Genomic DNA, 13,441 nt, shown 5'->3' with positions numbered 1-13,441 from the left:
CCACGGCGGACAGGTCAGGCGGCGGGAGCTCGTGACTTCGGGTGCGGCAGGCCGCCGAGCGCGGGCGGTGCCGCCCGCCCTGGCGGAGGGCGGGGAATCGCCGTGCGCCCGGGGAGAGCCGACGAAAGTACACCACCACATCTGCGGCCTCGGCACAGCGCTTCTCTCACGGACCGCTTACAGCACCTGAAGCGAGTCGCGCCAATCTTGCGTTCTCGGAGAGCACATCGGTCACCTCAGGCCCCCTCGCAGAGGCGATGCGTCAGCGCATGTCTGCCGCATCGAGCAGGGTGGCCACAGTGGGCGCGATGAGCCCCGTCGGGGTCTCAGCGCCGCTCCCCGCGCGGGCACGGGCGCCATCGAAGACCAACATCAGCTGCCGGACCAGCAGATCCTGGTCACTGGCCCCCCGTTCAGCCTCGGCCCGGAAAGAGCCTCCAGGTTGCCTTGACCCGCCGGGCCACCCGGCTCGCAGGGTGACTCTGATCCTTGAGCTCGATCTGCAGCCAGGTAGGCCCAGCCCTGGATCGTACCGGTCGGGCGCATCCCGGAACTGGACCCCGAACACCGGGCGGTGCTGGTCCGTGCAGTGGGCGAGGCGCTGCTCGACGTGGAGAAGCACGCACGGGCCCGGTCCGTGGTGGTCACCCTCGCCGCCTACGACGACCGGGCGAGCGTCGTGGTCATGAACAACGGCGTGGGCTGGCCGGAACCCGAGCAGGACGCGACCACGGCCCGAGTGGCCCGCCGGCAGCTCTTCCACGACCCCGACCGACCCTCCCGCATGATCCTGCCGGTGATCCCGGCCCGATAAGGGCCTGCAGAGAATTAACCCAACGGGTCCGTAAGCGGCGGGGGCCGTGGAGCCAGGCGATGGCGGACTCGGCAACCCCCCGCACCCGGCCCAGCCCGAGCCATGCGGCTGTCCGCGCCGAGCGATCTTGGGGACGATGCCGCGCTCGCGCGGCCGGCGGTGGTGGACGTCGTGGTCGTAGCCCCGGTCGGCATACAACGGACGCTGTTGGTGGATGAGGGCCTGCGTGACGACAGCCTGATCGCATAAGCATGGCCTCTGACCTGCGGAAATGAAGAGCGGCAGACGAGTCGGGCTGTACGCCGGGTTCAGTCCGAGCCGGACTATCCGCGATCGACAGGGTGGTGCCGTTTGCCGTACGTACCGACGGATGAATGAGACGAGAGGATCCCTCCGGAGCGAGAACGTCCAGCCCCGCCGCCGGCCAGGGCTCAGGCCAACGCCGGTACTGCCGCCGGTGGTTGCGGTCCGACGTACCGCGCCGCCGGACGGATGATCTTCGAGTCCTGTGCCTGTTCGAGGATGTTGGCGCTCCAGCCCACCACCCGCGCCGCCGCGAAGGTCGGAGTGAACATCTGCCGGGGCAGGCCGCACAATTCCATGACCACCCCCGCGTAGAACTCGACGTTCGTGTGGAGTTCGCGGCCGGGCTTGAGCTCGGCCAGGATCGCCTCCACGCGCTGTTCGACCTCGATCGCGAACTCGACCAGCGGACCGCCGAACTGCTGGGCGATGCCGCGGAGCATGCGGGAACGGGGGTCCTCGGTGCGGTAGACGGGATGCCCGAAGCCCATGATGCGCTCCCCCGCCAGGACGCGCTTGCGGATCCACACATCAATCCGGTCTCGGCTGCCGATCGCGTCCAGGGTGTCCAGCGCCCGGCTGGGAGCACCCCCGTGCAGCGGACCGGAGAGGGCTCCGACCGCGCCGACCAGGGCGGCCGTCACGTCCGCGCCGGTGGAGGCAATGACCCGTGCGGTGAAGGTGGAGGCGTTGAAACCGTGGTCGATGGTCGAGATCAGGTACTGCTCGATCGCCCTAGCCTGTTCAGCATCCGGCTGCGAACCGCTCAGCATGTAGAGGTAGTTCGCGGCATACGGCAGATCGTCACGCGGCTCGACCGGTTCCAGGCCCCGCCCCAGCCGGTACAGCGCCGTCAGCAGGGTAGGCACGGCCGCCGCAGCCGCGACCGTGTCCGCGCGGCGCTGGTCGGGGTCGATGTCGTACACCGGGCGGAAGCCCTTCACCGCTCCGAGCAGCGACAGTGCGCCGCGCAGGCCGGCCAGCGGTCCGGACGGGCCGCCGGCCGCGGCGACGGCGGGCAGCGCAGCCAGCACCTCCTCGGGCAGATGGCGCAGCTGCGCGGTGTGGGCGGCGAACGCGGCACGCTGCGCAGCGTCGGGCAGCGCGCCGTGGATCATCAGATGCCACACATCCTCGAAGCTGCGGGTCTGCGCGAGGTCGACGGCGGAGTATTGGCGATAGTGATAGAAGCCCTCCCGGCCCCGGACATCACCCAGGGCGGTGTCGGTGACGACGACGCCCGCCAGACCTCGCGGCACATCCACAGCGGCGGACGCGGCCCGGTTGATCGACATGTTTTCCTCCTTCAACTTGATCCGACTGTCCACTCTTGACTCAATCTCTGTCAATATTGATTGAATCAATGTTCTACCTTTACGGATACGGTGATGTCCATGAGGGAGCAAGGCGATCCAGATTCCACGAACCCGGCGAACGCGTCGGCCGGCGCCGGCCGACGGTTGAGCACCAAGGAGACCGCCGAACTGCTCGGCGTGAAGCCCGAGACCGTGTACGCGTACGTGAGCCGAGGTCAACTCAGCAGCAGTCGCAGCGCCGGAGGCCGTGGCAGCACCTTCGACGCCGAGGAGGTGGCGGCGCTCGCGCGGCGCAACCGGCGGGAGAGCAGCGGGAGTTCAACCGCCGGGGGCGAGTTCTCCGTCCGCACCCGGCTCACCCTCATCGAGCAGGACCACTACTACTTCCGCGGCGTCGACGCGACTGAACTCGCCACGCGGCACTCCTACGAAGAGGTCGCCGAGTGGCTGTGGACGGGCGAGTCGTGGCCCGGCGTCACCTTCACCGCGCCGAAGGCGTCCGTGACCGCCGCCCGCCGCGCGGTCGACGCGCTGCCGGAGCACAGCGGCCCGGTCGACCGGCTGCGGGTCGCCGCGATCGCCACCGCGGCGACCGACCCGCTGCGCTTCGACCTCTCCGAAGAGGCCGTCCTCGGCACCGCGCGCACCCTCATCCCCACCCTCGTCGCCGCGCTCCCACCGGTCCTGCGCGCCCACCGCGACTCGGGCCCGCTCGCCCACCGGCTCTGGGCCCGGCTCAGCGGCCGTACGCCCGACGAGGCGTCGCTGCGTGCCCTTGACACGGCGCTGGGGCTGCTCGCCGACCACGACCTGGCCGCGTCCACGCTCGCGGTCCGCGTCGCCGCGTCGGCCCGCGCCCACGCGTACGCCGCCGTCTCGGCCGGGCTCGGCGCCCTGGAGGGCCCGCTGCACGGCGCGGCCAGCGCGCTCGCCCACCGGCTACTGCTCGATGTCCTGGACCACGGCAGCGCGGCCCCCGTCATCGCGGAGGAACTGCGCGCCGGCCGCAGCATCCCTGGGCTCGGCCATCGTCTCTACACCGGCGAGGACCCACGCGCGCGTGCCCTGTTCGCGCTGCTGGACGACATCCCCCGGGCCGCACCGGCCCTTGCCGCCGCCCGCGACATCGTGTCGACCGCCGCCCGCCACACACCTCTGCACGCCAACATCGATTTGGCTCTCGCGGTCCTCACCGCCTCCTCCGGCATGCCACCCACCGCGGGCGAGACGGTCTTCGCCGTGGCCCGCACGGCGGGCTGGATCGCCCACGCCCTGGAGGAGTACGGCGAGCGCCCCCTGCGGATGCGCCCGAGCGGCCAGTACGTGGGAGTGCGGCCCCCGCAACCGCTCCCGGGGTGAGCGCCACACGCCCGCGCCACACGCCCGCCCCACGCGCCCCACGCCGCCTGAGGCGCCCTACCCGGGGGCCCCAGGCCGTCCGTCGCCCCAGCCCGTCCGGCGTCTCACCGCCCCCTTGTGGACCCGGTTCGCCCCCCTTCGGCCCAGTCGGAAGTCGCCCGCGCGCAAGTCAGGTTAGGCTCACCTCTGTGAGTACGTGCACATCCGTGTCGCGGCGCCTCGACGAGCCCCTCGCGGGGACCGCCGCCACGGCAAGGACATGGCTGCTGCTGGAACAGCCGGGCCCATGGGGTGCCAAGGCGCTCACCTCGAGCCACCTGGACCCCGTACTCGGCCGTGCGCTCGAAGCAGCGGCGGAAGGCACCGGCGTACGCGTCGCGCTCATCCGGCGCCCCGGCCGCCACGCGGACCGCCCCGAGACCCGCCAACGCCAGGTGTACGTGGCCCACACCGTCCCCGGAAACACCTGGCTGCACAGTGCCAGAACCGCCACCCCCGAGCGGCTGCTCGACCTCGACTTCACCGCGCTCGGCAGGGGCGACCACCGAGCCTTCGGGGCAGTACTGCGAGGCCGACCCCACACCGGCGGCCCCCTCGCGCTCGTCTGCACCAACGGCAAGCGCGACCGCTGCTGCGCCCTTCTCGGCCGCCCGCTCGCCGCCGAACTGGCCGCCTCCGGGGTGGAGGGCACCTGGGAGGTCACCCATCTGGGCGGTCACCGTTTCTCGCCCACCCTCCTCGTCCTGCCCTTCGGATACGTGTACGGCCGCGCCGAGGCCCACCACGTCAAGGAGGTCCTGCAGGGCGTACGGGAAGGACGCGTCGTCACCGAGGGATGCCGCGGGAACTCCGCCTGGGAGCGGCCCGGGCAGGCGGCCGAGCTCGCGGTGCGCACGGCCACCGGCGAGGAGGCCGCCGACGCGTTCACCGTGGTCGGCACGACGGGCACGTCCCCGCGCTGGGAGGTGACCGTCGCGCACGTTGACGGCCGCGTCTGGAACGTCACGGTCGCCCAGGGCGCCTCCCTGCCGTCCCGCCCGGAGAGCTGCGGCTCCCCACTGGGCTCCCCCGCCCGGATGGACGTCGTGGCCGTACGAGAACTGTCGCCGTCGGCGCCCGCGAGCCAGGGCGTGTAGCGAATGTCCCGCCGTCCGCCCGAAGGGCGGCCCCGGCAGGCGTCGCTGAACCCCGGCGTTCGATCCGGTCTCCTGCGGGGCCGCCCACGTCCCAGCCGGGGCACCCGGACGACCCGGCAGACGGTGGAGTCGACGCTCCCGTTCCAGGTGATCAGCCCTCGTGTCGGCCTGGGCCTGGGCCTGGAGCCGGGTGACGATGCGCGCCGGGTGCCATCACGCTGCCGGCGTCGGAACAGGTCGTAGCCCCGGTCCCACGGACCGTACCGCTCGGGCACATCCCGCCAGGGAGCGCCGGTCCTCGTCCGCCACCGTGTGCCGTCCATCAGCACGTCATTCGTAGCCCTCTCGCTACACGCAAACACTTTGCACCTGAGATCCACGCCACACTCCCCTACGACCGGGCCACTCCCCCCACGTACCGTCATGGGTATGAGCCGCACTCCCCCCGCACGCCGCCTTCGTCTCGGTATGCCGCGGCGGGTGTTCTCGCAGGTCCTGCTGATGCAGGTGGCGATCGCCGCCGGGGTCGCCGTGCTCGCGACCGGGCTGTTCCTGGCGCCGCTGAGTGATCAGCTGGACGACCAGGCGATGCGCCGCGCTCTCGCGATAGCGCAGACGACGGCGGTGCAGCCGCAGATCGCCGAGGACCTGGTGTCGACGAAGCCGTCCGTGAACGGTCCCGTGCAGATCGAGGCCGAGCGGATCCGGAAGGCGAGCGGGGCCGAGTACGTCGTGGTGATGGACACACACGGGGTGCGCTGGTCGCACCCCGACCCGGCGGAGATCGGCGGCACGGTCTCCACGGACCCGCGTCGCGCCCTGGCCGGCAACGACGTCATGGAGATCGACTCGGGCACCCTGGGACGCTCGGCCCGGGGCAAGGTGCCGCTGCGCGACGCGGACGGGAAGATCGTCGGCGCGGTCTCGGTCGGCATCGAGTACGACAATGTGCGCGCCCGGCTCATCCACGCGATCCCCGGGCTCCTGGCGTACGCCGGCGGGGCCATGGCCGTCGGGGCGCTGGCCGCGTACCTGATCTCGCGCCGGGTACACCGGCAGACCCGTGACCTGGCCTTCTCCGACATCGCGGGGCTGCTCGCGGAGCGCGAGGCGATGCTGCACGGCATCCGGGAGGGCGTGATCGCCCTGGATCGCGCCGGGCGCGTGCGCCTCCTCAACGACGAGGCGCAGCGACTGCTCGGCATCGGCGACGAGGTGGTCGGCCGGTCGCTCGACGACGCGCTCGGCCCCGGCCGTACGACCGATGTGCTGGCCGGTCGGGTCACGGGCACCGATCTGCTCACCGTCCGCGGCCAGCGGGTCCTGGTCACCAACCGCATGCCCACCGACGACGGGGGCGCGGTGGCCACCCTGCGCGACCGCACGGAACTGGAACAACTGGGGCGCGAACTCGACTCCACGCGCGGCCTGATAGACGCCCTGCGCGCCCAGGACCACGAGCACGCCAACCGCATGCACACACTGCTGGGCCTGCTCGAACTGGAGATGTACGACGAGGCCGTGGACTTCGTCGGCGAAGTGGTCGGGGACCATCGGGCGACCGCCGAGCAGGTCACCGAGAAGATCCACGATCCGCTGCTCGCCGCGGTGCTGGTCGGCAAGGCGACCGTCGCGGCCGAACGCGGAGTGGCCCTGGCGCTGTCGGACGGGACACTGCTGCCGGACCGGCTGATCGATCCGCGCGGGCTGGTCACCATCGTCGGCAACCTCGTCGACAACGCGCTCGACGCCGTCGCGGGCACACCGCACGCGCGCGTGGAGGTCGAATTGCGCGCCGAGGGACGTACGGCGGTCCTCCGGGTACGCGACACCGGCCCCGGAGTCCCGCCCGAGAAACGGGAGTTGATCTTCACGGAAGGCTGGTCCACGAAGACGCCACCGGCCCACCGTGAACGCGGAATCGGGCTCTCCCTGGTGCGCCGTCTCGCCGAGCGGCAGGGCGGCAGTGCCCGGGTCACCGACGCGGACGGCGGCGGCGCGGAGTTCACCGTCGTACTGCCGGAGGCGCTGGCGGAGCCGGTGCTGGTGACGCGGACGTCCGATGCGACGCTTACGTCTACGGTGCCCGACGACGGGCCGACGTCTACGGTGCCCGACGACGATCCGGGCCGGAACGAAGAGGCGACCGCGGGCAGCGAGTCGATCGCAGGCAGCGACGGGCGACCGGGCCCCGCGCGGGATGCCGAAGCCGCCGTCCCGGCCGCCGAGAGGGAGTCGCGATGATCGAGGTCCTGATCGTGGACGACGACGCCCGGGTCGCCCGGGTCAACGCCGCCTATGTGGAGAAGGTCACCGGCTTCCGGGTCGCGGGCGTGGCGCACAACGCGGCCGAGGCACTGGAGCAGTTGGAGAAGCTGTCCCACGTGGACCTGGTTCTCCTGGACCACTACCTCCCGGACGGGACGGGTCTCGCGGTCGTCCAGGAGATGCGTCGACGCGGCCACCAGACCGACGTGATCATGGTGACGGCGGCCCGTGACGTGTCGACCGTCCAGGCGGCGATGCGCCAGGGCGTGCTCCAGTACCTGGTCAAACCGTTCGCGTTCGCCGGGCTGCGCGCCAAGTTGGAGGCGTACGCGGAGCTGCGCCGCACGCTGGACGGCGGTGGCGAGGCCGAACAGGCGGAGGTGGACCGGATCTTCGGCGCGCTCTCGGCGAGCGGCGAGCCGGACCTGCCCAAGGGCCACTCCCCCACCACCACCGAGGTCGTACGCCGCGCCCTGATGACCGCCGAGGGCCCGCTGTCGGCCCAGGAGATCGCTGAACGGACCGGCCTGAGCCGCCAGACCGCCCAGCGCTATCTGAAGCTCCTGGAGCGCACCGGACGGGCCCGACTGACCCTCAAGTACGGTGACGCGGGCCGCCCGGAGCATCGCTATGAGTGGGCGACCCGCCCCTGACGAGCCCTACCCCTCCCGTCAAACCGCCCCGGCGCCCGTCAACGACCGCACCTCGGTCTCCGCGTGCCTCGCCGCGTCCGGCTGTTCGGCCGAGGTGACCGTGCCGAGCCAACCGGCGAGGAAACCCAGGGGGATCGAGACGAGGCCCGGGTTCTGCAGGGGGAAGTACTGGAAGTCGACACCCGGGAACAGCGAATCGGGGCTGCCCGACACCACGGGCGACAGCAGTACGAGCACCACGGCGGGAACCAGCCCGCCATACACGGACCACACCGCGCCACGCGTGGTGAACCGGCGCCAGAACAGCGAGTACAGCAGCACGGGCAGATTGGCGGAGGCGGCGACCGCGAAGGCCAGTCCCACGAGGAAGGCCACGTTCAGATCCCGGGCGAGCAGCCCGAGCGCGATCGCGACCATCCCGATCCCGACCGCGGCGGCCCGTGCGACGGCCACCTCGCCGCGCGGCTTGGACTGCCGGCGCCGTAGCGACGCGTACAGGTCGTGGGCGACGGACGCCGACGAGGCGAGGGTGACACCGGCGACGACCGCGAGGATCGTGGCGAAGGCGATGGCGGCGACGACCGCGAACAGAACCGTTCCACCGGCGGAGCCCGCTCCGCCGCCCAGATCGAGGGCCAGCAGCGGAACAGCCGTGTTCCCGGCCGCGTTCGACTTCCGAACGGTCTCCGGGCCGACGATCGCGGCGGCGCCGAAACCCAGCACGATCGTCATCAGGTAGAAGCCGCCGATGAGTCCGATCGACCACACCACCGAGCGGCGCGCGGCGCGCGCGGTGGGCACCGTGTAGAAGCGCGACAGGATGTGTGGCAACCCGGCCGTGCCCAGCACCAGGGCGAGCCCGAGGCTGATGAAGTCGAAGCGAGCGGTCCAGTCACCGCCGTACCTCAGCCCGGGTGCGAGGAACGCATCCCCGTGGCCGCTGCGCTCCGCCGCCGTCCTCAGCAACTCGTCGAAGTCCCCATGGAACCGCACCAGGACGAGCACGGTCAGCGCGATCGCCCCGCCCATCAGCAGAACTGCCTTCACGATCTGAATCCAGGTGGTGGCCCGCATCCCTCCCAACGACACATAGACGACCATGAGCGCGCCGACCCCGATGACCGTCCAGGTCTGAGCCGCCTCGCCCTGACCTCCCAGCAGCAGCGCGACGAGGGTGCCCGCGCCCACCATCTGTGCCACCAGATACAGAACGGACACGGTGACCGAAGAGGTTCCCGCGGCGATGCGCACCGGCCGCTCGCTCATCCTGGCCGCGACCACGTCGGCGAGCGTGAACCGCCCGCAGTTGCGCACCAGTTCGGCCACCAGGAACAGCACCACGAGCCACGCGACCAGAAATCCCACCGAGTACAGCAGCCCGTCGTACCCGAAGAGGGCGATGAGTCCGGAGATGCCCAGGAAGGATGCGGCGGACATGTAGTCGCCCGCGATGGCAAAACCATTCTCCATCGGCGAGAACAACCTGCCGCCGGCGTAGAACTCCTCCGCCGAGCCATGCCGGTTCCGGCTGACCCAGGTCGTGATCCCGAGCGTGACCGCCACGAACGCGCTGAACAGCAGCAGTGCCAGCGTCTGATGGTCGGCGGTCACCGCTCGGCCCCTCTGGCCACGCCGATCCCACGCGTCAACTCCTGGGTGTCCCAGCGCAGATCGAGCGCCGCCCGGTCCCGACGCAGCCGCGCGTGCCGTGCGTACGCCCAGGTGAACAGGAACGTCGTGAGGAACTGCCCGAGCCCCGCCAGCATCGCCACGTTCACCGCGCCCGCCACCGGCCGCGCCATCACCCCCGGCGCGGCGGTCGCCGTCACCACATACGCCACATACCAGCTGAAGAAGACGGCGACACCCGGTACCACGAACCTCCGATACCGGCGGCGCACTTCCTGAAAGGCCGCGCTGCGCTGGACGTCCACATAGACATCGGCCGCGCCCAGCCCCTCCTCCCGGGCACCCGGCACAACCCGCGCCGGACCGCCCGTACCGTCCAACTCCCCCCACCCGGAGGCCAACGCGTCGTACCAGGGATCGTCGAACCGCACGTCTGCAGGGGCGGACCCATGCCCCTCGTGCTTCTCTGCCGGACTCTCAGAACCACCCCCGCGTCGACGGGAACGGCCGGTGCTTGACTGCATGCCCAAGCATGGACAGAACGGAAAGACCCCCGACTCACCTCTCCACGATTCTTCACCCCATCAGGTGAAGCACGGCCGCGTCCTCGCATCCACGACCAGCGGCCTGCACCCCCATGGCGGGTCAGCCGCGCACGTACCCGACCCACAACGAACCGGGGCACCCACCCCACAACGACCCGAAGACGCCCGGCCCAAGCCTGCACAGCGCCTACGCGTCGATACGAGAGCGATCCAACGTAGCCGCAGAACTCGAAATGAACTCCTTCCGCGGCGCCACATCGTTCCCCATCAGGAGATCAAACACCTGCTCAGCGGCCTCGAGGTCCGACAGGTTGATCCGCCGCAGCGTCCGATGCCGCGGATCCATAGTCGTCTCCGCCAGCTGATCCGCGTCCATCTCGCCGAGACCCTTGTACCGCTGGATCGAGTCCTTGTAGCGAATGCCCTTGCTCTGGAACTCCAGCAGCTTGTCCCGCAGCTCCCGGTCCGAGTACGTGTACACGTACTTGTCCTGGCCCTTCTTCGGCTGGACCAGCTCGATCCGGTGCAGCGGCGGCACCGCCGCGAAGACCCGCCCGGCTTCGACCATGGGCCGCATGTACCGCTGGAAGAGCGTCAACAGCAGGCACCGGATGTGAGACCCGTCCACATCGGCGTCGGTCATCATGATGATCTTGCCGTACCTGGCTGTGTCGATGTCGAACGTACGCCCGGACCCGGCCCCTATGACCTGGATGATCGCGCCGCACTCGGCGTTCTTGAGCATGTCCGTCACGGACGACTTCTGAACGTTGAGGATCTTGCCCCGGATCGGCAGCAGCGCCTGGAACTCGGAGTTCCGCGCAAGCTTGGCCGTGCCGAGCGCGGAGTCGCCCTCGACGATGAACAGCTCACTGCGCTCCACGTCATCACTGCGGCAGTCGGCGAGCTTGGCGGGCAGCGTCGAGGACTCCAGCGCGGTCTTCCTCCGCTGCGCGTCCTTGTGCTGACGTGCGGCGATACGCGTGCGGGCGGCCGCGACGGCCTTCTCCATGACGACCCTGGCCTGGGCCGCGGCATCCCGCTTGGTGGAGGTCAGGAACGCCTTGAGCTCCTTGGAGATCACCTGCGCCACGATGCGGCGGGCCGCCGAGGTACCGAGGACCTCCTTGGTCTGGCCCTCGAACTGCGGTTCGGCGAGACGCACGGTCACGACGGCGGTGAGGCCTTCGAGGGCGTCGTCCTTGACGATGTCGTCCTCGGCGACACGCAGCAGCTTCTTGGCGCGCAGCACCTCGTTCATGGTGCTGGTCACGGCCTGCTCGAAGCCGGCGACATGGGTGCCGCCCTTGGGGGTGGCGATGATGTTCACGAACGACTTCAGCGTCGTGTCGTAGCCGGTGCCCCAGCGCATGGCGACGTCGACGCCGAGCTCACGGGTGACCTGGGTGGGGGTCATCTGGCCGTGCTCGTCGAGCACGGGGACCGTCTCCCTGAAGGTGCCCTCTCCGGTGAAGCGGAGGATGTCGCAGACGGCCTTGTCTGCGGCCAGGTAATCGCAGAACTCGCTGATACCGCCATCGAAGCGGAAGGACTCCTCGCCCTTGCTGCCGCCCTCGCCGAGCCCGAACTCGTCACGGACGACGATCGTCAGGCCGGGCACGAGGAAGGCGGTCTGGCGGGCCCGCTGGTGCAGGTTCTCCAGGGAGAGCTTGGCGTCCTTGAGGAAGATCTGGCGGTCTGCCCAGTAGCGCACGCGCGTGCCGGTGCGTGTCTTGGGGATCTTCTTGGTCTTGCGCAGGCCGCCCTTCGCCTCGAACCTGGCGTCCGGGCCGATCGCGGCGAAGGCGCCGGGCACACCACGCCGGAAGCTGATCGCGTGCGTGTGGCCGCTGCGGTCCACCTCGACGTCCAGACGGGCCGACAGCGCGTTCACCACGGAGGCGCCCACGCCGTGCAGACCGCCGGAGGCCGCGTACGAGCCGCCGCCGAACTTGCCGCCGGCGTGCAGCTTGGTCATGACGACCTCGACGCCGGAGAGGCCGGTCTTGGGCTCCACGTCGACGGGGATGCCACGGCCGTTGTCCCGTACCTCCACGGAGGCGTCGTCGTGGAGGATCACCTCGATGTGGTCGCAGTAGCCTCCCAGGGCCTCGTCCACGGAGTTGTCGATGATCTCCCAGAGGCAGTGCATCAGACCTCGACTGTCGGTCGAGCCGATGTACATACCGGGGCGCTTCCGCACGGCCTCGAGGCCCTCGAGGACGAGCAGGTGCCGCGCGGTGTAGTTGGAACCGTCCCGGTCTGCTCCGGTGAGCAGCGCAGTGGACGGCACGGACGTTTCGGCGGTCACGCGGTTCGCTCCTCGCTGAATTTCAGGTGGGACCCTTTGGGGTAAGGGGCCCGGCTCTGTTGCCGGTCCGAGGGTACCGAGGCCTGGTAGAGCCGTTGTAACGCCACCCTCGTCCGAAAGTCAGACTAGTCCAGGCTCGCATGCGTGTTCGATCCCTCGATGGGGTGAAGTACATATCACGTTCCCTTCGAGGCATGAACCATTTAGGCTCCGGGCACGTCCTCATGAACAACCGGCAACCCAGCCGGGAGGACCGTACATCCGAGAGAACAACCACCAGAACCATCGACAGACAGCGCGAACCCGTACGACACGAAGACACGCACTACGGCTCATTCGCCGCCAACCGGCAGCAGACAGCCGGCCCGGAAAGATTTTTTCGAGGAAAAGCCGCGAGCGGGAACGTTTTCGGCCTGGTTGGATGTTGACCCTGGTACGACAGCTCGTCGAGCTAGAGAAGAGGCGACGTGACTACTGTTCTGACCCCCGCGACCCCGCTGACGGCCGCAGACCGATGCGACCGCTGCGGCGCTCAGGCCTATCTGCGCGTCGTCCTGCTGAGTGGTGGAGAGCTGCTCTTCTGCGCCCACCACGGGCGCAAGTTCGAGCCAGAGCTCAAGAAGATCGCAGCGGAGATACAGGACGAGACGGAGCGGCTGACATCCGCTCCCGCCACCGCGGAAGACGACGAACGCTGACGCTTCGCATCCACGACGAGCCGACACCGGCTCGAGGCCGGTGACCGGGCGGAACTGCGTGAGCCGTTCCGTCTCGTGGAGCCCGACGACACCGCCTACACGGCCGCCTTCCACCGCTTCGAGTTTTTGGCCTCCCTGATCGCCCTGGACACCGAGCACGAGTTCCTCGCGAACCCGTGGCCCGGCGAGTTCCTCCTCGAGTCAGCGTGGGGTTACGACCAGGTCGGTCTCGCACCGGACATCGCACGGGAGATCACTCCCTCCTGGCCGCTTCTCCAGGCAGGAGCTTTCGGTGGAAAGGTGGAGAGGGCGGAGATAGCGCTCGAAGCACTCGTGGAGTACCGCTCCCGACGACCGCGGTGAGCATCTCTGCAGTGCGCCTTGGGTGAAGCGGCCCGTGAGGAGGCGG

General features: G+C 70.1%; 11 protein-coding genes and 3 pseudogenes. 7 read left to right on the top strand and 7 right to left on the bottom strand.

Annotated features, from left to right (window positions below):
* Nucleotides 1-262: 262 nt before the first annotated feature.
* Nucleotides 263-506, bottom strand: a pseudogene (locus STRIP9103_RS52140) (TetR/AcrR family transcriptional regulator); the annotation flags it as partial.
* 68 nt (nucleotides 507-574) lie between these two features.
* Here STRIP9103_RS52140 and STRIP9103_RS32565 point away from each other — a divergent pair.
* Nucleotides 575-814 carry an ATP-binding protein gene (locus STRIP9103_RS32565; RefSeq protein ID WP_158696930.1) on the top strand — a complete coding sequence of 80 codons (240 nt, stop codon included), beginning with the start codon at nucleotides 575-577 and terminating at the stop codon, nucleotides 812-814.
* A 19-nt stretch (nucleotides 815-833) separates the two neighbouring features.
* Here STRIP9103_RS32565 and STRIP9103_RS50895 read toward each other — a convergent pair.
* A pseudogene (locus tag STRIP9103_RS50895) lies at nucleotides 834-1,018 on the bottom strand (IS5/IS1182 family transposase); the annotation flags it as partial.
* A 227-nt stretch (nucleotides 1,019-1,245) separates the two neighbouring features.
* Nucleotides 1,246-2,412: a citrate synthase/methylcitrate synthase gene (locus STRIP9103_RS32560; protein ID WP_048821395.1), complete on the bottom strand. Its 1,167-nt coding sequence runs from the start codon at nucleotides 2,410-2,412 to the stop codon at nucleotides 1,246-1,248.
* A gap of 99 nt (nucleotides 2,413-2,511) precedes the next feature.
* On the opposite strand from STRIP9103_RS32560, the gene STRIP9103_RS32555 reads away from it, so the two are divergent.
* Both STRIP9103_RS32555 and STRIP9103_RS32550 read left to right on the top strand, forming a co-directional pair.
* Nucleotides 2,512-3,792, top strand: a complete 1,281-nt coding sequence (locus STRIP9103_RS32555) for a citrate synthase (protein WP_048821394.1) — start codon at nucleotides 2,512-2,514, stop codon at nucleotides 3,790-3,792.
* A gap of 188 nt (nucleotides 3,793-3,980) precedes the next feature.
* The gene (locus STRIP9103_RS32550) at nucleotides 3,981-4,928 is read left to right on the top strand and encodes a sucrase ferredoxin (RefSeq protein ID WP_048821392.1); all 948 of its coding nucleotides are present in this window, start codon (nucleotides 3,981-3,983) and stop codon (nucleotides 4,926-4,928) included.
* Between the two features lie 266 nt (nucleotides 4,929-5,194).
* On the opposite strand, the pseudogene STRIP9103_RS53580 reads toward STRIP9103_RS32550, so the two are convergent.
* A pseudogene (locus tag STRIP9103_RS53580) lies at nucleotides 5,195-5,251 on the bottom strand (hypothetical protein); the annotation flags it as partial.
* Between the two features lie 106 nt (nucleotides 5,252-5,357).
* On the opposite strand from STRIP9103_RS53580, the gene STRIP9103_RS32545 reads away from it, so the two are divergent.
* Nucleotides 5,358-7,172: an ATP-binding protein gene (locus STRIP9103_RS32545; RefSeq protein ID WP_078614128.1), complete on the top strand. Its 1,815-nt coding sequence runs from the start codon at nucleotides 5,358-5,360 to the stop codon at nucleotides 7,170-7,172.
* Entirely contained in the window at nucleotides 7,169-7,849 is a 681-nt protein-coding gene (locus STRIP9103_RS32540; RefSeq protein WP_009327581.1) for a DUF7342 family protein, read from the top strand. Before STRIP9103_RS32545 ends, STRIP9103_RS32540 begins: the two co-directional genes overlap by 4 nt.
* An 18-nt stretch (nucleotides 7,850-7,867) precedes the next feature.
* On the opposite strand, the gene STRIP9103_RS32535 is transcribed toward STRIP9103_RS32540, so the two are convergent.
* The 3 genes from STRIP9103_RS32535 to STRIP9103_RS32525 form a co-directional block, all read right to left on the bottom strand.
* Nucleotides 7,868-9,460, bottom strand: coding sequence for a solute symporter family protein (locus tag STRIP9103_RS32535; RefSeq protein ID WP_009327572.1), 1,593 nt, complete (start codon nucleotides 9,458-9,460; stop codon nucleotides 7,868-7,870).
* Nucleotides 9,457-10,002 (bottom strand): DUF485 domain-containing protein, encoded by a 546-nt coding sequence (locus STRIP9103_RS32530; protein WP_078614127.1) that lies wholly within the window; start codon nucleotides 10,000-10,002, stop codon nucleotides 9,457-9,459. Before STRIP9103_RS32530 ends, STRIP9103_RS32535 begins: the two co-directional genes overlap by 4 nt.
* 208 nt (nucleotides 10,003-10,210) lie before the next feature.
* Nucleotides 10,211-12,334 (bottom strand): DNA gyrase/topoisomerase IV subunit B, encoded by a 2,124-nt coding sequence (locus tag STRIP9103_RS32525; protein WP_009327570.1) that lies wholly within the window; start codon nucleotides 12,332-12,334, stop codon nucleotides 10,211-10,213.
* 467 nt (nucleotides 12,335-12,801) lie between these two features.
* On the opposite strand from STRIP9103_RS32525, the gene STRIP9103_RS32520 reads away from it, so the two are divergent.
* Both STRIP9103_RS32520 and STRIP9103_RS32515 read left to right on the top strand, forming a co-directional pair.
* Entirely contained in the window at nucleotides 12,802-13,032 is a 231-nt protein-coding gene (locus tag STRIP9103_RS32520) for a DUF7455 domain-containing protein (protein ID WP_009327576.1), read from the top strand.
* A gap of 75 nt (nucleotides 13,033-13,107) precedes the next feature.
* Nucleotides 13,108-13,395, top strand: a complete 288-nt coding sequence (locus STRIP9103_RS32515) for a hypothetical protein (RefSeq protein ID WP_009327573.1) — start codon at nucleotides 13,108-13,110, stop codon at nucleotides 13,393-13,395.
* Nucleotides 13,396-13,441 lie beyond the last annotated feature (46 nt).

Source organism: Streptomyces ipomoeae 91-03, assembly GCF_000317595.1.
Taxonomy (GTDB): Bacteria; Actinomycetota; Actinomycetes; order Streptomycetales; family Streptomycetaceae; genus Streptomyces; species Streptomyces ipomoeae.
Note: the sequence above shows the minus strand (reverse complement) of the source record. Positions and strands in the feature narration are given on the sequence as shown.